Source organism: Bradyrhizobium sp. NBAIM18 (assembly GCF_020193825.1).
In the GTDB taxonomy this organism is placed as follows: domain Bacteria; phylum Pseudomonadota; class Alphaproteobacteria; order Rhizobiales; family Xanthobacteraceae; genus Bradyrhizobium; species Bradyrhizobium yuanmingense.
This window is the reverse complement of sequence record NZ_JADYVO010000034.1, coordinates 25092-44499: the sequence shown is the minus strand read 5'-3', so window position 1 is coordinate 44499 and position 19408 is coordinate 25092. Positions and strand designations below refer to the sequence as shown.

Sequence of the window (19408 nt, the reverse complement as noted above, 5' to 3'; positions counted from 1 at the left end):
CGGCCGTCAAGGCTGGCCGTCGCTCTGCTCTCGCCTCATACCCGCTGCCGCCAGGCCACGCCTTGACGGTCGCAAGCGCGGCGTCATGCTCAAGGCAATCGGGCGCCCGCTTTAATGGTTGCTACGACAGTCTGCCTACCCCACGATCCCCGCGGCGACCTGGCCGCGCAGGCGCTCCAGGCCGTGCAACGTCTCCGCGCAGGCGGTCGCGACCTCGACGCCCTTGATCGCAAAGTGCTTGCGGAAGAAATCGTAGTGCACCTCGGTCTCGTGGAATTGCTGCGGCGTCAGCACGGCCGAGAACACCGGCACCTCCGTGCGCAGCTGCACGTCCATCAGCGCCTTGATCACGGTGTCGGCGACGAATTCGTGGCGGTAGATGCCGCCGTCGACGACGAGGCCGGCCGCGACGATCGCGGTGTAGCGCCGCGTCTTGGCGAGGACCTGCGCGTGCAGCGGGATCTCGAACGAGCCCGGCACCTCGAACACGTCGACATGGGTGAGGTGGCGGGCTTCCGCCTCCTTCATGAAGGCGATGCGGGCTTCCGCGACCACGTCGCGGTGCCAGCAGGCCTGCACGAAGGCCACCCGCTGCGGCTTGGCGAAGCGCGGATGCGCGGGGGCCGGATCCACGGGAACCGGCGGCGGCGTTTGGGACGTTTCGGTTTGGGGGTCTTGCAGCATCTGATTCATGGCTTTCCTCGGTTCAAGGACCAGAATCAGGGCACACGGAACGACAAACAGCCGCATCGTCTCGATGCGTCTGCCAGCGACCGTTCTCTTTCATCCGGACTTTAACCGTCGGCTTCGGAGTTGCACCGAATCTGCTGACCCTTCCGTTCGGGATAAACCCTTGCGGAAGGCGCTCGCGGGCTTGGGCCTGTCGGCCCTTACCGCCGGTGGGGACTTTCACCCCGCCCTGAGAACATCGGCCGTCCGGGATGAACGGCCTATCAGGAAATATGCCGCCGCCGGGCAGTCGCGGCAAGCGTGTTCCGCATGGGCCAAGCGCATGGTGCCATGCCGCGGCGGCGGTTCGGCCCTCGCCCCACGGAATTTGCGGCGAGCTTTTTTGCCGAATCCGATTCCGGTTTGTTCTCGTCCGTTAAGAATTGTGGCGGAGATGAGCTGTGGACGAACGAGTCCTGGCTTGTGGACGGACTCGCGACCCCGTTGCGCAGATTCCGCAAATCACATCACTTGATCCGCGACAGGCCCGCGCTGATCCGAGGGATCGCAACAGCGACTCCGAGGGGATTGCAAAGGCTGATCCGAGGGACGCCGCAGCGACGTTTTAGGGAGTGCGCGCCGGGCCCAACCGCGTGCGTATCAAAGACAACAAGAAGGCAAGAGGTCGAGACGGCATGTCCCTGCTCGAAGGCACTATCGATTCCAGAAACCATCCGCTCGCGGTGGTCGAGGACATCGCCGCCAGCAACAACTGGCCGTTCGAACGCTCCGGCGAGGACGAGCTCACGATTGTCTCCAAGGGACAATGGACCGACTACCAGCTCTCCTTCACCTGGATGGGGGAGATCGAGGCGCTGCATCTGGCCTGCGCCTTCGACATGAAGATTCCGCCCGCGCGCCGCGGCGAGGTGCAGCGGCTCGTTGCCGCCGTGAACGAACAGCTGTGGGTCGGCCATTTCGACCTGTGGACCGCCACCGGCATGGTGATGCACCGCCAGGCCCTGGTGCTGCCGGGGGGCCTCACCGCCTCGCCGGCGCAATGCGAGGTCATGCTTGCCGGCGCCATTCATGCCTGCGAGCGCTACTTCCCCGCGTTCCAGTTCGTGGTATGGGCCGGCAAGAGCACGGCGGAGGCGATGGACGCGGCAATGTTCGATACGGTGGGCGAGGCGTAGGGCCTCCCAAGGCGCGAGGGCGGCAGCTCCCTCCCCACGTCATCCCGGACAAGCGGCCCCAAAGCGCGCGCAGATCCGGGATCCAGACCGCGTGATTTCGCTTGTGGCACAACGCTTGTTGCTCTGCCCTCCGTCCATTAGAACGGCCTGTGGTTATGGGTCCCCGCCTTCGCGGGGACGACACCGAGTATCTGGCGACACCGATGGCGAACAGCACCCTCCAAAACGTCACCGGCACAATCCTGCTTGCCGGCGCCGGCAAGATGGGCGGCGCGATGCTGACCGGATGGCTTTCGGGCGGGCTCGATCCGCGCCGCGTCGCGGTGATCGAGCCGCACATTGCGCCCGAGATCTCCGCGCTGGCCGCCAAGGGCGTCGTGCTCAATCCTGATGTGAGCACCGCGGGCGCCGTCGAGACGCTGGTCGTGGCGGTGAAGCCGCAGATGTTCCGCGAGGCCGGCGCCAGGCTGAAGCCGTTCGTCTCGGACCAGACGTCGGTGGTCTCGATCATGGCGGGCACCACGATCGCCGCGCTCCAAGAGGTCTGTGGCGGCGCCGTGGTGCGCGCGATGCCGAACACGCCGGCAGCGATCGGCCGCGGCATCACCGTCGCTGTTGCCGCGAACAACGTCAGCGCCGCGCAGCGCGCGGTGGCGGATGCGCTGCTGCGCGCCACCGGCTCGGTTGAATGGGTCGAGGATGAAGGATTGATGGACGCGGTCACCGCCGTGTCCGGCTCGGGCCCGGCCTATGTGTTCCTGCTCGCCGAAGAGCTCGCCCGCGCCGGCGTCGAAGCGGGATTGCCGGAGGCGCTGGCGACCAAGCTCGCCCGCGAGACCGTCGCCGGCTCCGGCGAGCTGCTGCACCAGTCGGAGCTGCCGTCCAGCGCGCTGCGCCAGAACGTCACCTCGCCCGGCGGCACCACGGCCGCAGCGCTCAGTGTGCTGATGGGCGAGGCGGGCCTGCGCGATCTCATGGTCCGCGCCATCGCGGCGGCCACGCAGCGGTCGAAGGAATTGGCGAAGTAGACGGATCAGAGCGCTTCGGCGGCCGAATGCGCGGCGATCCCGGTCGTTGCCGATAGGGAGAGCAATCGTGAACCTCTACGCGAAACTTCTCGAACGACAGGCCGAGCGGCGCCCCATCAAAATCGGACTGATCGGGGCGGGCAAGTTCGGCGCAATGTATCTCCATCAAGTCCTGCGTACGCCGGGCGTCCATCTCGTTGGAATTGCTGACCTGTCCCCATCGCGTGCCCGCGAAAACCTGTACCGGGTGGGGTGGCGCCCGGAGCAGTTCGCCGCGACCTCACTCGGGGATGCTCTCAAGTACGGCACGACCTTCCTGACCGACGACTGGGAAGCGCTTGTGAAGTGCGAAGGCATCGAGGTGATCGCAGAGTGCACCGGCAATCCTGTCGCGGCGGTCGAGCACTGCCTCGGCGCCTTTTCTGCAGGCAAGGCCGTCATCAACGTGACCGTCGAAGCCGACGCCTTCTGCGGACCGATCCTCGCGCAGAGAGCCAGGCAGGCCGGCGTGATCTACAGCCTGGCCTATGGCGATCAGCCGGCTCTCGCTTGCGACCTCGTAGATTGGGCGAGGGCCTGCGGTTTTCCCGTCGTGGCAGCGGGCCGCGGCCACAAATGGCTGCCGCATTACCGGGAATCGACGCCCGAAACGGTCTGGGATCACTGGGGATTGTCTGCAGAGCAAGCTGCGCGCGGGGGCATGAATCCAAAAATGTTCAACGCGTTCCTCGACGGCTCCAAGCCTGCGATTGAATCTGCCGCGATCGCGAACGCAACCGGCCTGGAGGCGCCCTCGCATGGCCTTGCATTCCCACCGGGATCGGTCGACGACATCCCCACGCTGATGCGCCCCCGTTCGGAGGGCGGCATCCTGGAATCCAAGGGCCAGGTCGAGGTCGTATCCTGCCTGACGGCCGAAGGCAGACCCATCCCCAACGACATCCGCAAGGGCGTGTGGGTCTGTTTCGAAGGCGACAGCGATTACATCCGCAACTGTTTCCAGGAATACAGCGTCGTCACCGATCCGAGCGGTCGTTACATGAGCTCCTACAAGAAGTGGCATCTCATAGGGCTGGAGCTTGGAATTTCAGTTGCCTCGATCGCTCTGCGCAATGAGGCGACAGGCGTCGCCACGACGTTCAACGCCGATGTTGCTGCCACAGCCAAGAAGGACTTGCGCGAGGGAGACATGCTCGACGGAGAAGGCGGCTACACCGTCTTCGGCAAACTGACGCCCGCCAGCACCTCCCTTGAAAAGCGCTATCTGCCACTCGGGCTTGCGCACAATGTGCGATTGACCAAGGCGGTAGCCAAAGACGCCTGCATCACCTGGGCGGATGTGGCGATTGACGAGAGGCTGCCTGCCGTGCGTCTCCGCAGGGAGCAGGAAACGTCGTATTCGTCTCCAAAAGCGCGGAAGGTGGATTAGGCGAAGTCCACGGCCGCGTTAAGCCCCGAGCCGCTTGTTGAACATCTCGACATTGACGAGCCCGCGGGCGTGGCGGCCTTCGCCGAGCTTGCGCGGGCCCTCGAATGCCTCAACCTCGAAGCGAATGACGCGGCGCTCGACCGCGACCACCTTTGCGGTGGTCCGCACGGTCGCGCCGACGAGCGCGGCGGCAAGATGGCGGATGTCGACCTCGGTGCCGACAGTGACCCAGCCCGGCTGAAGCGCTGAGCGGATCGCATCGCCCGATGCCATCTCCATCTCCAGGATCATCATCGGCGTCGCATAGACAAAAGGCATGCCTGATACGAAATGCCCGACGGTGCGCTCCACCGGGACCACCAGCGTGCGCTCGGCGCTCATGCCTGTTGTGATGAAGTCGCGTGCGTCCATGGACCCCTTACACTCAGTGTCGTCCCGGACAAGCGCGCCTTAAGCGCGCGCCGATTCGGGACCCATAACCACAGGACGTCGTGGTTGCGGGGACTCGGAGTGACCGCTTCACCCACAACCACCTCCTGTGGTTATGGGTCCCGGATCTGCGCTGACGCTTGTCCGGGACGATAGCGGCGTTTGCCGCAACCGCGCTGGCTATTTCTTCGCCGCCGCCGCACGCTCCACGAAGGTCTTGCCGCCCTTCATCTTGTGGCGGAGCGGAGCTTCGTTGATCTGGATGACGACGGCATCGGCATCGACGCCGAGATTCTTCACCAGCGCCTGGGTGATGTCGCGCATCATGCCGGCCTTCTGCTCGTCGGTACGGCCCTCGGCCATGCTGATGGTGATCTCAGGCATTCTTCTCTCCCTGCTGCCCTGCTGCTGTCGTCATGGCCGGGCTTGTCCCGGCCATCCACGTTCTTCTCTATCAAACAAGACGTGGATGCCCGGGACAAGCCCGGGCATGACGCGGCCTGCGAATAGCTAGCCCCACTTCACGTCATGGCGGCCCAGGACCTCGCGCACTTTTGCGACGAGATCGGCTTCGCTGCACGAGAACTGCGCCGGCCGGGTCTCGCGCCATTCCTGGTTGGAGGCGATCGCGGCGGCCGCCTTGGCGCCCTCGATCAGGTCCTTGACCTGCACTTCGCCGCGCACCTTTTCATCCGAGCCCTGGATGATGACGCAAGGTGAGTTGCGGCGATCGGCATATTTGAGCTGGTTGCCCATGTTCTTGGGATTACCGAGATAGAGCTCGGCGCGGATTCCGGCGCTGCGCAAGCTCGCCACCATCTTCTGGTAGTCGGCGACGCGGTCGCGGTCGAACACGGTGACGACTACCGGGCCGAATTCGGGCCGCGTGTCGAGCTTGCCGAGCAGCGTCAGCGCCGCCTGCAACCGCGATACGCCAATCGAGAAGCCGGTTGCCGGCACCGGCTCGCCGCGGAAGCGCGAGACGAGGCCGTCATAACGCCCGCCGCCACCGACCGAGCCGAAGCGCACCGGGCGGCCCTTCTCGTCCTTGGTATCGAGCAGGAGTTCGACCTCGTAGACGGGACCGGTGTAATATTCGAGGCCGCGCACGACCGAGGGATCGATCTTGATACGATCCGCACCATAGCCCGAGGCCGTGACCAGTTTTGCAATCTCTTCCAGCTCGCTGACGCCGGCCTGACCGACTTCGCTCTTGGTGAGATAGGTTTCTGCCGCGGCAATTGCTTCTTTCCAATCCTCGCGCGGCTTGGTGATGGCGAGAACAACATCGGCTTCCGCCGCGCTCAAATTGGCGCCTTTGGTGAAGTCGCCCTTGCCTTCCTCGCCGCCATCCCAGCGTCCGGGACCGAGCAGCTTGCGCACTTCATCCGCGGAAAACTTGTCGAGCTTGTCGATCGCACGCAACACGGTCAGTCGGCGCGCCGCATTTTCCTCACCCGCGAGGCCAATGGCTTCCAGAACGCCGTCGAGCACCTTGCGATTGTTCACCTTCACCAGGTACTGGCCGCGCGCGATCCCGAGCGCCTCCATCGTGTCCGCCGCCATCATGCAGATCTCGGCGTCCGCCGCCGGCGTCGCCGAGCCGACCGTGTCGGCATCGAACTGCATGAACTGGCGGAAGCGGCCGGGGCCGGGCTTCTCGTTGCGGAAGACGTAGCCGACCCGATAGCTGCGATAGGGCAGAACCAGCCCGTCGGTGCCGTAGCGCTCGCCGACGTAGCGGGCCAGCGGCGCGGTCAGATCGTAGCGCAGGCTGATCCATTGCTCGTCGTCGTCCTGGAACGAGAACACGCCCTCGTTCGGACGATCCTGATCCGGCAGGAATTTGCCGAGCGCGTCGGTGTATTCCATCGCCGGCGTCTCCACCGGCTCGAAACCGTAGAGCTCGTAGACGGCGCGGATCTTCTCGACCATCTCGCGCGTCGCCCGGATCGCGGCAGGGTCGCGATCCTCGAGCCCGCGCGGCAGGCGCGCCTTCAGTTTCTGGGGTTTTTTGGGTTTTTCGGCCATGCGGGCGTTTACCAGCCGCGGCGCGGGGCGGCAACTGCCCTACGGCTGCTCCAGTCGCGCCCGGAGCGCGTCCGCGTCGGCCTTCGGCAGCGATTTCAGCGTCGGCTTGATGGTCTCGCCGCCGACGATCTTGCCGTTGCGCATGAACATCCAGTCCGAGATGTCGGCCTCCGCGAACTTGACCTTATCGCCGGCTCGCTTGCCCGGCAGATCGCGCGGCTCGTTGGCGAAGACGCCGGTCAAGGTCCCGTCAGGCTGCTTCTTCACCTCGCCAACCCAGATGTGCTCGCCGCCCTTGCGGGTCGAGAAGCGCACCTTCAAGGCGTGCCCGGTTTCCGACGGCTTCGGCGATGCGTAGGAGGCCCAGAAGGTCGGGAGCGTAGCGCGGCCCCGCTCGATAGCCGCATTCATCTCGGGATCGCCGGTGCGCACGTCGACGATCGGCGAGCGGTCTTGCGCTGCGACCTCCTGGGTCGGACCGATGGTCAGGATGCCAAAAACGCAAACGCCGGTGATGGCGGCGAGAACGACCCATTTCATGGGTCGGGAGAGTTTCATTGCCATGATCGCGATGTCCAGGACGCTTGTTGTGTCCTGGCTTTGTCGCATGTCGGCAGCAGCACGTTCAGTGCGCAATAAGCCACAAACGTTGCGCTTTTTACCCTCCCCTGGAGGGTGAAGAGATCAAAACACCTTGCGGATCCAGTTGTGCGGATCGTTGGTGCGGCCGTACTGGATGTCGACGAGCTGCTTGCGCAGGCCCATGGCAACCGGGCCGGCGGCGCCGCCCGAGATCTCGAAATCGCCGCTGACCGAGCGCACCTTGCCGATCGGCGAGATCACGGCGGCGGTGCCGCAGGCGAACGCTTCCTTCAGCCTGCCTGAGGCCGCGTCCTTGCGCCACTGCTCGAGCGTATAGGGTTCTTCGCGCACCGTCTTGCCGGCGTCGCGGGCGAGCGTGATGATGGAGTCGCGGGTGATGCCGGGCAGGATGGTGCCGAGCGGCGGCGTCGACAGCGAGCCGTCGTCGAACACGAAGAACACGTTCATGCCGCCGAGCTCCTCGATGTAGCGGCGCTCGACTGCATCAAGAAAGACGACCTGGTCGCAGCCGTGCTGGATCGCTTCGGCCTGGGCGCGCAGGCTCGCGGCATAATTGCCGCCGCATTTGACCGCGCCGGTGCCGCCGATCGCGGCGCGCGTGTAGTTCTCCGACACCCAGATCGAGACCGGCGCGGGCCCGCCCTTGAAGTAGGAGCCGACCGGCGAGGCGATCACCGCAAAGATGTATTCGGACGACGGCTTGACGCCGAGGAAGGTCTCGCTCGCGATCATGAACGGGCGCAGGTAAAGGCTGCCCTCGCCGCCCGGCATCCAGGCGCGGTCGATGCGCACGACCTGCTCGACCGCCTCGATGAAGACGTCTTCGGGCAGCTGCGCCATCGCCATGCGATCGGCCGAGTCCTTGAAGCGGCGCGCATTGGCGTCGGGACGGAACAGGTTCACCCCGCCGTCGTCGCGCTTGTAGGCCTTCAGGCCTTCGAAGATCTCCTGGGCGTAGTGCAGGACCGCGCCGGCGGGATCGAGCTGGAAGTTGGCGCGCGCCTCGATCTTCGCCTCGTACCAGCCGCCCTTGGCCTGGTTGTAGCGGACGATTGCCATGTGATCGGTGAAGACCCGTCCGAAGCCGGGATCCACCAGCTTGGCGACACGATCCTTCTCAGGCGTCGGATTGGATGCGGGCTGGATGTCGAATGTCATGCTCATGTCCTTGCCTCCCGCTGCCGGTGGCGGCGCTGTTGCTCGCGCCCGCCCTGCCCGTTCGGGCCCGGCTGGCTTGATTGGTTTCTGGCCGGACCGCCGCCAGCCATGTTACGGCCGGTTTCCGCGGCCACCATGTCGGGCAGGACATGCTTTTGCGGAAGGCGGAAGTCCAGTATGTTTTGCCGAAATGCCGCTCGACAATCGCACGGTAGATCTGCTTCGGCCGTCGCCGCCTGTCCGGCTCTCTCCGGCCGTCCTGCTCCGATGCCACCCGGCGCGAAACGATCTAAAATTTCGTCCGGGTCGATCGTTTTGTAACATTGAACCCAAGATACGTCAATATGCCTGACATAAATTTCGCGACTCCTTCTCAAGACGCTGCCGCGCCCCGGCCGGCCGCAGGCGATGGAGGCAATTTGCGCTGGGATATCATCGAGCTGCTGTTCTTCGCCTATCGCGATTTCGTCGGCGACCCCGACCAGGAGCTGGAGGCGTTCGGCTTCGGCCGGGCCCATCACCGGGTCATGCATTTCGTCTACCGCTATCCCGGGCTCAAGGTCGCCGACCTGCTCGACGTCCTGCGCATCACCAAACAGTCGCTCGGCCGGGTGCTGAAGCAGCTCCTGGACGAGGGTTATATCGTGCAGAAGACCGGCGACAATGATCGTCGCCAGCGCCTGCTCTACGCGACGCCGAAGGGCGAGGCGCTGGTGCAGAAGCTCGCCGGGCTGCAGACCACGCGGATCACCAGGGCGCTCGCGGAGATGGGTCCGCAGGACGCCGAGACGGTCAAGCGCTTCCTGCGCGCGATGATCGACCGCGACGATCCGGACAAGGTGCTGGAGACGATCTTCGCTTCCGTCAAACAAGACGCCAAGGAGTGACCGTGCCGCTCGCAGCCACGCTCGCGCGCCCGCCGGTGCAACCGGCCGACGATGCCCCGCATCTCTTGCTGGTCGACGATGACCGCCGCATCCGCGACCTGCTCTCGCGCTTTCTTGCAAGTGAAGGCTACCGCGTCACCACCGCGGCGAGCGCCGGTGATGCGCGCTCGAAGCTGATGGGCCTGCATTTCGATCTCCTGATCCTCGACGTCATGATGCCCGGCGAGACCGGCTTCGACCTCGCCCGCTTCATCCGCACCTCGTCGTCGGTGCCGATCGTGATGCTGACGGCGCGCCACGAGGCGGAAGCCCGCATCGAGGGCCTGCAGATCGGCGCCGACGATTACGTCGCAAAACCGTTCGAGCCGCGCGAGCTGGCGCTGCGCATCAACAACATCCTCAAGCGCGCCGCGCCGCCGCCGCAGGCCACGACGATCGAGAAGATCGCCTTCGGCCCCTATGTCTACCATCTCGAACGCGGCGAATTGCGCCAGGGCGAGGAGGTCATCCACCTCACCGACCGCGAGCGCGAGATGCTGAGGATTCTCGCGGAGACGCCGGGCGAGACCGTGCCGCGCAGCGCGCTGACCGGCAATGGCAGCGTCAACGAGCGCGCCGTCGACGTGCAGATCAACCGCCTCCGGCGCAAGATCGAGACCGATCCCGCCAATCCGCTGTTCCTGCAGGCGGTGCGCGGCATCGGCTACCGCCTGGTGGCCTCGCCCTGAACCGCAGTGAAGCGCGCCAGATGAGCACGATCGATACCGGCCTGACGCTGCTGAAGAGCGCCGCCGGCCGCGTCTCGGCCGCCAACGGCTGGATGGGCAACGCGTTCAAGGGCTGGATGCCGACCGGCCTCTACGCCCGCGCGCTCCTCATCATGATCGTGCCGATGGTGATCCTGCAATCGGTCGTCGCCTTCGTGTTCATGGAGCGGCACTGGAACACGGTGACGCGCCGATTGTCGGCCGCAGTGGTTCAGGACATCGCCGCACTGATCGACGTCTACAAGGGCTATCCGCAAGATAAGGACCGCAACGAGATCCGCCGCATCGCGCAGCAGCGGCTCGGCCTCGTGGTCGATTTCCTGCCTGCCGGCGACATGCCGCCGCCGGGACCAAAGCCGTTCTTCTCGCTGCTCGACCAGACGCTGTCGGTGCAGCTCGGCCGCCAGATCGGCCGCTCGTTCTGGATCGACACGGTCGGCCGCTCCAACCTGGTCGAGATCCGCATCCAGCTCGACGACGCCGTGATGCGCGTGTTCGCGCAGCGCAGCGCCGCCTATGCCTCGAACTCGGAGATCTTCCTGTTCTGGATGGTCGGCACATCCTCGATCCTCTTGATCGTCGCGGTGCTGTTCCTGCGCAACCAGATCAAGCCGATCCTGCGCCTCGCCGACGCCGCCGAGAGTTTCGGCAAGGGCCGCGAGGCCCCGAATTTCCGCCCCCGCGGCGCGCGCGAGGTGCGGCGCGCGGCCGTCGCCTTCCTGGAGATGAAATCGCGCATCGAGCGCACGATGGAGCAGCGCACCGCGATGCTCGCCGGCGTCAGCCACGATCTGCGCACCATCCTGACCCGTTTCAAGCTCGAGCTGGCACTGATCGGCGACAGTCCCGAGCTCGAGGGCATGCGCAAGGACGTCGACGAGATGTCGATGATGCTGGAGGATTACCTCGCGTTTGCGCGCGGCGATTCCGGCGAACAGTCGCAGCCGACCGACATGGCGCAGGCACTCGAAGAGCTGCGCAGCGATGCCGAACGCCACGGCCATACCGCGACCGTCGCGTTCAACGGCCTGCCCGTGGTGACGGTGAAGCCGGCCTCGTTCAAGCGCTGCCTCGCCAACCTCGTCACCAACGCAGCGCGCTACGGCAAGAACATCGCCATCACCGGCCAGCGCGATCACCGTTATTTGACCGTCACCGTCGATGACGACGGCCCGGGCATTCCCGCGCACCTGCGCGACGAGGTGTTCAAGCCGTTTCTGCGGCTGGACAACGCCCGCAACCAGGATGAAGGCGGCACCGGCCTTGGCCTCGCGATCGCCCGCGACATCGCCCGCTCGCACGGCGGCGACATCACGCTGGGCGACAGCCCGATGGGGGGATTGAGGGCGAGCGTGAGGATCCCGGTGTAGGTGCGGTCTCGCCGCTAACGCGGCGAGCCACTCTCTCCCACAACAAGGAGAGAGGGAAAGAGCACACCTACTTCGGCAACAGCGCCTTCAGCTTGTCCATGTCGCGCGTGTTCATCTTGAAGCCGCCGGGCATGACGATGTCGCCGGGCTTCTGATCCGGCTTGCAGGCCCCGAGCCACTTGGCTTGCAGCGTCGTGGTGCTGTCGCGCCCTGCCGCACCAGCAATGCCGCCTTTTGCGTGCGAAGTGGTCTTCACCGTGTAGGCCGAGTTGAAGTCGCCGGTGATCTCGGCATGCGAGGTGGTGCTGACGCCGGCGACGCTGCACTCGGAATCGCTGACATAGCCGGTCGCCGTCTTCTTGATCTCCTGCTTGGCGCAGACCTGCTTGGCCATCGGGGAGACGTTGTTGCTCATCTCCTTGTCGACGGTCTCGTCGGTGCAGTGCTGCATGATCATCTCGGGCACGGGCGAGCCTGATGTGACCAGCTTCATCTCCCAAAGACCTGCCTTGCGCAGCGGCAGGTCGTCGGCGCGGGCATTGCCTGCCGACAATGCGAGGCAAAGCATTGAGCCGAGCAAAGCAAGTTTGCGCGTCATGAGGGAAGCTCCCGGCTATAGAGAAGTACGGCCTTCCGACAGCGCTCAGTACAGCGTGCGGATCGGCCGGTCGGCGGCGCCATAAGGCACCCAGCGGCACGAGAACGAGATGTAGCCGCCCTCATAGCCCTGCACGGCCAGGAATTTCGCCACCTTGCCGTAGCGGGCGCAATGATCGACCGCGACCTGGCGCGCATCGACCCGGGTCGCCATCGAATAGGCGATGATGCCGCCGGTGTCGTTGCCCTTGAACGGCGGCACGTAATCGGCGCGCGCCGACTGGCTCGCCATCATGCCTGAGACAACCAGGCTGGCAAGAAGGCCCGCGGCCGCAATGATTCGCATTCCCGTCACTCCAATTGGCTGGCGCCAGTTTACGGTGCCGCGACGCACGTGAAAAGAACCGAACCCCTGTTGGCCGCGACACTTGGTCAAGTCCTTGCGAAGTGTTGCCGCGCTGCACTTGACCTCCCCCAACCTTCGCGGCACCGTCCGGCCTTCGCAAGACCTTAGCTGCCCGGATTGATCATGCGCGCCCCCTTCGAGAAATCGCTCCGTTTCGCCGCCGTGCTCGGCCTCATGTTCGGAGCATTGTCACTCGGCGAGGCCAGGGCCGCCAATCCGCTGGAGCTGAATTTCTGGCTGAGCGGGCCGCGCTATGACGGCGCCGTCGCCCCTTGCGACTGGGCTCTGCCGAGGATCGTGCACGAATTCGCCGAAAAGGAATCCAAGTTCTGGAATTCTTCGTTGCAGATCACCGGCTTCTCCGCCGTTCGCGAAACCGCGTTCCGGCCCTGGCAGTCCGACAACATTCCGCGCCGCTATTGCACCGGCGAGGCCATGCTCAATGACGGCAAGCCGCGCAAGGTGCATTTCTCGATCATCGAGGATGGCGGCTTCGCCTCCTACGGCAACGGCGTCGAATGGTGCGTCGTCGGGGTGGATCGCAACTGGGCCTATAACCCGGCGTGCCGCGCCGCCAAGCCCTGATTCCAGCAGCGGCTGGCTGGGCTGATCAGCCGGCCGACGACAGCTCCAATTTTGTTCTTGAAATGTTCCCATCGCCTGCTAGGCTGTGTGCACAGTCTAGTTGAGGGGCGTCGCCATGTTTTACTCCAGATTGCGTTCGTTGTCCCGTTTGATGATCTCGCTGATCCTCGCTGCGGGGCTGGCGAGCCTCGCCGGCGGTGCGAAGGCGCAGGACAAGCGGCAGAACGCACCCGGCGAGTTCGATTTCTATGTGCTGGCGCTATCGTGGTCGCCCTCGTTCTGCGAGGAAGCAGCCGAACGCGGCGGCCGGTCCCAGATGCAATGCGGCGGACGGCCCTACGCCTTCGTGGTGCATGGGCTGTGGCCGCAATATGAAAACGGCTTCCCCGAATATTGCCAACGGCCGGCGCCGCGGCTGAACCGCAATATCGTTTCCTCGATGCTCGATTTGATGCCGGCGCCGGGCCTGATCTTCAACGAATGGGACAAGCACGGCACCTGCTCCGGGCTGGAGGGCCGCGGCTATTTTGAGATGATCCGCAAGGCGCGCGCTGCGATCAAGATTCCGGCCGAATATCTCGATCTGGCGCAGGCCAAGACCGTCGCGCCGGCGGAGGTCGAGGAAGCCTTCATCAAGGCCAATCCGGGTCTCAGCAATGCCGCCGTCTCGGTCACCTGCAACAGGACACGGCTGTCCGAGGTCCGCATCTGCCTCAGCAAGGACCTGCAATTCCGCGCCTGCGACGAGATCGAGCACCGCGCCTGCCGCCGCGACCAGGTGACGATGCCGCCGATCAGGGGCGGGTAGCTCAGTCATTGCGAGCGCAGCGAAGCAATCCGGAGTGCCTCCGCGGACGCATTTCTGGATTGCTTCGCTGCGCGCGCAATGACAGGGGTTAGGATCGCGCCAGACAACGTAGTCCTCTCCGCCATGAACTACCGCCACGCCTTCCACGCCGGCAGCTTCGCCGATGTCATCAAGCACATCGTGCTGGCGCGCATCCTCACTTATCTGCAGGACAAGCCGGCAGCGTTCCGCGTCATCGACACCCATGCCGGCGCCGGCCTCTACGATCTCGACAGCGACGAGGCGCGCCGCGGCGGCGAATGGCTGACCGGCATTGCGCGGCTGCTGCAGGCCCGTCTGTCGAACAAGAGCGCGGCGCTGACGAAGCCTTATCTCGACATCGTCCGCGCCTTCAATCCGAAGGGGGAGCTCAAGGCCTATCCGGGCTCGCCGTTGATCGCGCGCGGCCTGCTCCGGCCGCAGGACCGGCTCGTCGCCTGCGAGCTCGAGCCGAAGGCACGGAAAGCGCTGATCGATGCGCTGCGCCGCGACGAGCAGGCCCGCGTGGTCGATCTCGACGGCTGGGTGGCGCTGCCGGCCTTCGTGCCGCCGAAGGAGCGGCGTGGCCTCGTGCTGATCGATCCGCCCTTCGAGGCCAGGGACGAGTTCGAGCGGCTTGGCGAAGCCTTCTCGGCGGCGTTCGCGAAATGGCCGACCGGTATCTACGTAATCTGGTATCCCGCCAAGAACCGGCGCGCCACCGACACGCTGGCGCAAACCGTGGCGCGGCTCGCAGCTGCAGCAAAGCCGCCTGGAAAATGCCTGCGCCTCGAATTCAGCGCCGCGCCGCAAGCCGACAGCGCCGCCCTCACATCCACCGGTCTCCTGATCGTCAACCCGCCCTACACGCTGCACGGCGAGCTCAAGACCATTCTGCCGGAGCTGGAAATACCGCTCGGCCAGGGCGGGGCTGCCAGATTCCGACTGGAGGTGCCCAAGCCTTAGCGCCAAGCATTGGCGCCAAGCCGTAACACTCCGGCATTCTTGGGAAAAATATGCAGGACCGGTAGTCAATCTGCAAAGAACCGTATTATGCTATTTCCGTGACTGGCTTTACGTTCCGCTTCCGCGAATGGTTGCGGCGGAGTGAAGGCCCTAAGAAAGATCCCGCCGGACCGATCAGGTCCGTCCAAGGATGGCCAGCTCCCGGGCTCCGTAAGGCCCGGTCATGTCGCGACGTGAGTCTGCGTCGCGACGGAGGAGCAATGAGGGGGAGTTTCCCGATGGCCATGACGGGAACGGTCAAGTTCTTCAACGGCGAGCGCGGCTACGGCTTCATCAAGCCTGACGACGGCGGTCGCGATGTCTTCGTTCACATCACCGCTGTGGAGCGGGCGGGACTGAAGGACCTTGCCGAAGGACAGCGTATTACTTTCGAAGTCGAACCGGACAAGAAGGGGAAGGGACCGAAGGCGGTCAATCTGGTGATCCTCTCCTAGCGAGCCTGGCACAAAAAAAATCCCGGCCGCGAGCGGCCGGGAGGCTGGTCCGGTATTTTCTTCTTTGGATGTCAGAAGCGATAGTTCACGCCTGCGCGCACAACGTTGGCGCTATAGCCGTTTGACACGCCCGTGATTGCGAACTGGCTGGTCGACAGATCGATGTAGAGATATTCGAGCTTGGCGCTCCAGTTCGGCGCGAGGCCGACTTCCGCACCGGCACCGATGGTCCAGCCGGCGCTGGTGTGCGACTCCGTCCAGCCGAAGGTTTGCGCGCGCAGCTCGCCGAAGGCGAGACCGGCGGTGCCGTAGAACAGCACGTTGTTGAACGCATAGCCGGCGCGGCCGCGCAGGGTGCCGAACCACGGATTGGAGAATTTCCACGGCGCAAAAGTGTCGTCGGCGCCGGCAGCCTGGATGTCGCCCTCGACGCCGAACACCCACGGGCCGTTCTGGAAATTGTAGCCGGCCTGCACACCGCCGACGAAGCCGGACGGCTTGGTGGGGTTGTTGTCGACCGAGCCCCATTCATAGCCGATGTTGCCGCCGAGATAGGGACCCGCCCAGCTATAGGCATTGAGCGGCTGATTGACGGTGTAGGGCGCACGCTGCCCGTAACTGAGATCGGCGGCCCCTGCCGAAGCTGTCCAGCCAGCTGCAACCAACGCGGCTGCGCCCACTACGAGCCTCTTCATCACTCACTCCAACGCAACTATCGCAACCCGAGCGATGCCCGCGCCGCCGCGCGAGCAAAACCGGATGGTTACGGAACCAAGAGCTTTTCGCGTAGGATTTATCGAGAGTTTTAAGTTAAAGGGCTGTTAAGCCGGGTTACCGCCCGCTTAACAGACTTAAGGAAGCGTTACCGGGAGCTGCCCGCCAACCTCTGTGCGTGCCGCATGGCCGGAACTTCAAATCAGTCCCCCCAGCGCCTAAATTCGTCCCATGGTTCACGATTCCCCCGACAATCCGGACGACCGCGCGCGAAAGGCGCCGCCGGCTGCTGCGAGCGACACGCCGCCCGAGCGGCTGGCCGGGCCGGACGTAGATCCCGCGGCGGCAGGGGGTGATGACGAGGACGATGCCCTGCTGCCGGACATCCTGGAAGAGAGCGGCGCCGTCGGCGAAGGCCCGCTCGCGACCGGTCACGAGGCGATCGAGCGCGCGGTTCGCCTCGCACCGACCTCGCCTGGCGTCTATCGTATGCTCAATGCGAACGCCGACGTGCTCTATGTCGGCAAGGCCAAGAACGTCAAAAAGCGCCTGTCCAGTTATGCGCGCCAGAGTGCGCCGCTGCCGGCCCGCATCCTGCGCATGATCGCGGCCACCGTCACCGTGGAGATCGTCTCGACCACGACCGAGACCGAGGCGCTGCTGCTGGAAGCCAACCTGATCAAGCAGCTGCGGCCGCGCTTCAACGTGCAGCTTCGCGACGACAAGTCGTTCCCCTACATCCTGATCACCGGCGACCATTGGGCGCCGCAGATCCTGAAACATCGCGGTGCGCAGACCCGGCCCGGGCGCTATTTCGGCCCGTTTGCCTCCGCCGGCGCGGTCAACCGCACCATCACGGCGCTGCAGCGCGCGTTCTTGATCCGCTCCTGCACTGATTCCTTCTTCGAGAGCCGCACCCGGCCCTGCCTGCTCCACCAAATCCGCCGCTGCGCCGGACCCTGCACCCGGGAGATCGATTTCGGCGGCTATTCGACGCTGGTGCGCGAGGCGAGCGATTTCCTCTCCGGCAAGAGCCATGCGGTGAAGCAGGAGCTCGCCGGCGAGATGGAGAAGGCCTCGAGCGAGCTCGAATTCGAGCGCGCCGCACTGTACCGCGACCGCCTCGCCGCGCTGTCGGCGATCCAGTCGCAGCAGGGCATCAATCCGCGCACGGTGGAGGAAGCCGACGTGTTCGCCATCCACCAGGAGGGCGGCTTCTCCTGCGTCGAGGTGTTCTTCTTTCGCACCGGACAGAACTGGGGCAACCGCGCCTATTTTCCGCGCGCGGAGAAGAGCTTTACGCCGGAGGAGGTGCTGGGGTCCTTCCTGGCGCAGTTCTACGACGACAAGCCGCCGCCGAGGAACATCCTGCTCTCGCACGATATCGAGGAGAGCGAGCTGCTCGCCAACGCGCTGTCGATCAAGGCTGGCCACAAGGTCGAGGTCACCGCGCCCAAGCGCGGCGAGAAGAAGGAGCTGGTCACCCACGCGCTGACCAATGCGCGCGAGGCGCTCGGCCGCAAGCTCGCGGACACCGCGACGCAAAGCCGGCTCCTCGAGGCCATGGCCGCGACGCTGAGCCTGCCGCACGTGCCCAAGCGCATCGAGGTCTACGACAACAGCCACATCCAGGGCACCAATGCGGTCGGCGCTATGATCGTCGCGGGCCCAGATGGCTTCGTGAAGAACCAGTACCGCAAGTTCAACATCAAGTCGGAAGGGATCACGCCCGGCGACGACTTCGCCATGATGCGCGAAGTGCTGGAGCGCCGCTTCAAGCGCCTGATCAATCCACCCGAGGATGCCGCCAAGGCCAAGGACGACGATTTCCCGCAATGGCCCGACCTCGTGATCATCGACGGCGGACGCGGCCAGCTCAACGCCGTGCGCGAGATCTTCGCCAATCTCGGCCTGACCCAGGTGTCGCTGATGTCAGTCGCCAAGGGACCGGACCGGGATGCCGGCCGCGAGACCCTGTTCATGCCGGAGCGCGAGGCGATCAAGCTGGAGCCACGTGATCCCGTGCTCTATTTCATCCAGCGGCTGCGTGACGAAGCCCATCGCTTCGTCATCGGCTCGCACCGCAAGCTGCGCAAGAAGGACATCCGCGAGGCTGGTTTGCAGGAGATTCCGGGCATTGGCCCGTCACGCAAACGTGCCTTGCTGCACCATTTCGGAACCCTGAAGGAGATCGAACGGGCCTCGATTGCCGATCTCGGCAAGGTTCCGGGGGTGAGCGCCGAGAGTGCGCGCAGGATTTTCGAGTATTTCCATCCCCAGCCGGGATGAACTAAAGGGGGACCGCAGTCATATGATCGTCGTGTCCGCACCTCATTTGGGGCGCGGGACGGTTGACGTTCAGGCAGCAGCGGTATTGGTAGGACGGATGAACATCGCCACCACACGAGGGACGACCAGCCGCGCGATGTCCCTCCCCAACATCCTGACCTATGGCCGGATCGCCGCGATCCCGGTCGTGGTCGGATGCATCTATGCGCAGTCGATTCTGGATCAGCCGCTCTGGCTGCGCTGGCTCGCGGTCGCCATTTTCATCGCCGCAGGGGTGACGGATTACCTCGATGGCTATTACGCGCGGATCTGGAATCAGCAATCGGCTTTCGGCCGCATGCTCGATCCGATCGCCGACAAGCTGCTAGTCGCCTCCTGCCTGTTGATGCTGGCCGCGGACGGCATCATTCACGGCTGGTCGCTATGGGCCGCCATCGTGATCCTGTGCCGCGAGATCCTGGTCTCGGGCCTGCGCGAATATCTGGCTGCGCTCCGTGTCAGCGTGCCCGTGACCAAGCTTGCGAAGTGGAAAACCACGGTCCAGCTGGTTGCGATCGGCTTCCTGATCGCCGGCCCAGCCGGCGATCAGGTGGTGCCGGTGGTCTCGATGATTGGGCTCGCACTGCTGTGGGCTTCGGCGATCCTCACCATGTACACCGGCTACGACTATTTCCGCGCCGGCATCCATCACCTCATTAAGGAGGACGAGGGATGAAGGTGAAGTATTTCGCCTGGGTACGCGAGCGCGTCGGCAAGGCCGAAGAGACGATCGAGCCTCCCGCGAGCGTGCGCACCATCGAGGAGCTGATCGCCTGGCTCTCCAGCCAAAGCGAAGCCTATGCGTACGCGTTCGAGAAGCCGAAGGTGATCCGCGCCGCGATCGACCGCGCTCACGTCAAGCAGGACGCCGCCATCGCAGGCGCCCGCGAGATCGCGTTCTTCCCGCCCATGACCGGCGGCTAGC

General features: G+C 64.9%; 22 protein-coding genes and 1 riboswitch. Of the genes, 13 read left to right on the top strand and 9 right to left on the bottom strand.

The genetic code is table 11. The features are described from left to right. Positions 1-135: 135 nt before the first annotated feature. The gene (locus tag I6F17_RS35880; protein WP_036027167.1) at positions 136-693 is read right to left on the bottom strand and encodes a 6,7-dimethyl-8-ribityllumazine synthase; all 558 of its coding nucleotides are present in this window, start codon (positions 691-693) and stop codon (positions 136-138) included. A 78-nt stretch (positions 694-771) separates the two neighbouring features. Further along, positions 772-931, bottom strand: a riboswitch (FMN riboswitch). A gap of 433 nt (positions 932-1364) precedes the next feature. Here I6F17_RS35880 and I6F17_RS35875 point away from each other — a divergent pair. The 3 genes from I6F17_RS35875 to I6F17_RS35865 all read left to right on the top strand — a co-directional run bounded on the left by I6F17_RS35875 (position 1365) and on the right by I6F17_RS35865 (position 4322). Continuing rightward, positions 1365-1865 carry a YbjN domain-containing protein gene (locus I6F17_RS35875; RefSeq protein ID WP_225131981.1) on the top strand — a complete coding sequence of 167 codons (501 nt, stop codon included), beginning with the start codon at positions 1365-1367 and terminating at the stop codon, positions 1863-1865. Positions 1866-2068: 203 nt separating this feature from the next. Beyond that, a complete protein-coding gene (gene proC, locus I6F17_RS35870) occupies positions 2069-2893 on the top strand; it encodes a pyrroline-5-carboxylate reductase (RefSeq protein WP_225131980.1) in 825 nt (274 codons plus the stop codon). Between the two features lie 67 nt (positions 2894-2960). Further along, a complete protein-coding gene (locus I6F17_RS35865; RefSeq protein WP_128264804.1) occupies positions 2961-4322 on the top strand; it encodes a flagellar biosynthesis protein FlgA in 1362 nt (453 codons plus the stop codon). Between the two features lie 18 nt (positions 4323-4340). On the opposite strand, the gene I6F17_RS35860 is transcribed toward I6F17_RS35865, so the two are convergent. From I6F17_RS35860 to I6F17_RS35840, 5 genes are all read right to left on the bottom strand, one after another. Next, positions 4341-4733, bottom strand: a complete 393-nt coding sequence (locus I6F17_RS35860; protein WP_036009365.1) for a thioesterase family protein — start codon at positions 4731-4733, stop codon at positions 4341-4343. Positions 4734-4931: 198 nt separating this feature from the next. After that, positions 4932-5135 (bottom strand): tautomerase family protein, encoded by a 204-nt coding sequence (locus I6F17_RS35855; RefSeq protein ID WP_025033847.1) that lies wholly within the window; start codon positions 5133-5135, stop codon positions 4932-4934. A gap of 126 nt (positions 5136-5261) precedes the next feature. Then, positions 5262-6782: a histidine--tRNA ligase gene (gene hisS, locus I6F17_RS35850; RefSeq protein ID WP_225131979.1), complete on the bottom strand. Its 1521-nt coding sequence runs from the start codon at positions 6780-6782 to the stop codon at positions 5262-5264. A gap of 39 nt (positions 6783-6821) precedes the next feature. Then, positions 6822-7346 carry a DUF2314 domain-containing protein gene (locus tag I6F17_RS35845; RefSeq protein ID WP_225131978.1) on the bottom strand — a complete coding sequence of 175 codons (525 nt, stop codon included), beginning with the start codon at positions 7344-7346 and terminating at the stop codon, positions 6822-6824. A 120-nt stretch (positions 7347-7466) separates the two neighbouring features. Continuing rightward, a complete protein-coding gene (locus I6F17_RS35840) occupies positions 7467-8549 on the bottom strand; it encodes a branched-chain amino acid aminotransferase (RefSeq protein WP_036040033.1) in 1083 nt (360 codons plus the stop codon). 338 nt (positions 8550-8887) lie between these two features. Here I6F17_RS35840 and I6F17_RS35835 point away from each other — a divergent pair, with 338 nt between their 5' ends. From I6F17_RS35835 to I6F17_RS35825, 3 genes are read left to right on the top strand one after another with little or no spacing between them, the layout of a single operon-like run. Further along, positions 8888-9430: a MarR family transcriptional regulator gene (locus I6F17_RS35835; RefSeq protein WP_057027673.1), complete on the top strand. Its 543-nt coding sequence runs from the start codon at positions 8888-8890 to the stop codon at positions 9428-9430. After that, positions 9427-10158, top strand: coding sequence for a response regulator transcription factor (locus I6F17_RS35830; RefSeq protein WP_036009315.1), 732 nt, complete (start codon positions 9427-9429; stop codon positions 10156-10158). Before I6F17_RS35835 ends, I6F17_RS35830 begins: the two co-directional genes overlap by 4 nt. 20 nt (positions 10159-10178) lie before the next feature. Next, positions 10179-11567: an ATP-binding protein gene (locus I6F17_RS35825; RefSeq protein ID WP_225131977.1), complete on the top strand. Its 1389-nt coding sequence runs from the start codon at positions 10179-10181 to the stop codon at positions 11565-11567. A 67-nt stretch (positions 11568-11634) separates the two neighbouring features. Here I6F17_RS35825 and I6F17_RS35820 read toward each other — a convergent pair whose 3' ends face one another. Then, complete coding sequence (locus I6F17_RS35820; protein WP_036040017.1) at positions 11635-12165, bottom strand: DUF3617 family protein; 531 nt, start codon at positions 12163-12165, stop codon at positions 11635-11637. Between the two features lie 45 nt (positions 12166-12210). Next, positions 12211-12510 (bottom strand): hypothetical protein, encoded by a 300-nt coding sequence (locus I6F17_RS35815; RefSeq protein WP_036027125.1) that lies wholly within the window; start codon positions 12508-12510, stop codon positions 12211-12213. 183 nt (positions 12511-12693) lie between these two features. On the opposite strand from I6F17_RS35815, the gene I6F17_RS35810 reads away from it, so the two are divergent. The 4 genes from I6F17_RS35810 to I6F17_RS35795 all read left to right on the top strand — a co-directional run bounded on the left by I6F17_RS35810 (position 12694) and on the right by I6F17_RS35795 (position 15441). Further along, complete coding sequence (locus I6F17_RS35810) at positions 12694-13155, top strand: hypothetical protein (protein ID WP_036027123.1); 462 nt, start codon at positions 12694-12696, stop codon at positions 13153-13155. Between the two features lie 115 nt (positions 13156-13270). Next, complete coding sequence (locus tag I6F17_RS35805; protein WP_225131976.1) at positions 13271-13963, top strand: ribonuclease T2; 693 nt, start codon at positions 13271-13273, stop codon at positions 13961-13963. A gap of 123 nt (positions 13964-14086) precedes the next feature. Next, positions 14087-14947, top strand: coding sequence for a 23S rRNA (adenine(2030)-N(6))-methyltransferase RlmJ (rlmJ, locus tag I6F17_RS35800; RefSeq protein WP_225131982.1), 861 nt, complete (start codon positions 14087-14089; stop codon positions 14945-14947). 278 nt (positions 14948-15225) lie between these two features. Beyond that, positions 15226-15441: a cold-shock protein gene (locus I6F17_RS35795; RefSeq protein WP_008544396.1), complete on the top strand. Its 216-nt coding sequence runs from the start codon at positions 15226-15228 to the stop codon at positions 15439-15441. 71 nt (positions 15442-15512) lie between these two features. Here the strand turns inward: I6F17_RS35795 and I6F17_RS35790 are convergent, their stop codons facing one another. Further along, the gene (locus tag I6F17_RS35790) at positions 15513-16136 is read right to left on the bottom strand and encodes an outer membrane protein (protein WP_225131975.1); all 624 of its coding nucleotides are present in this window, start codon (positions 16134-16136) and stop codon (positions 15513-15515) included. A gap of 250 nt (positions 16137-16386) precedes the next feature. Between I6F17_RS35790 and uvrC the strand changes: the two genes are divergently transcribed. The 3 genes from uvrC (at position 16387) to moaD (ending at position 19407) form a co-directional block, all read left to right on the top strand. Beyond that, positions 16387-18444 (top strand): excinuclease ABC subunit UvrC, encoded by a 2058-nt coding sequence (gene uvrC / locus I6F17_RS35785; RefSeq protein ID WP_225131974.1) that lies wholly within the window; start codon positions 16387-16389, stop codon positions 18442-18444. A 97-nt stretch (positions 18445-18541) separates the two neighbouring features. Next, entirely contained in the window at positions 18542-19159 is a 618-nt protein-coding gene (gene pgsA / locus I6F17_RS35780; RefSeq protein ID WP_128264816.1) for a CDP-diacylglycerol--glycerol-3-phosphate 3-phosphatidyltransferase, read from the top strand. Next, positions 19156-19407: a molybdopterin converting factor subunit 1 gene (gene moaD / locus I6F17_RS35775; protein WP_036040006.1), complete on the top strand. Its 252-nt coding sequence runs from the start codon at positions 19156-19158 to the stop codon at positions 19405-19407. The genes pgsA and moaD overlap by 4 nt, the downstream gene beginning before the upstream one ends. Position 19408: the final 1 nt, after the last annotated feature.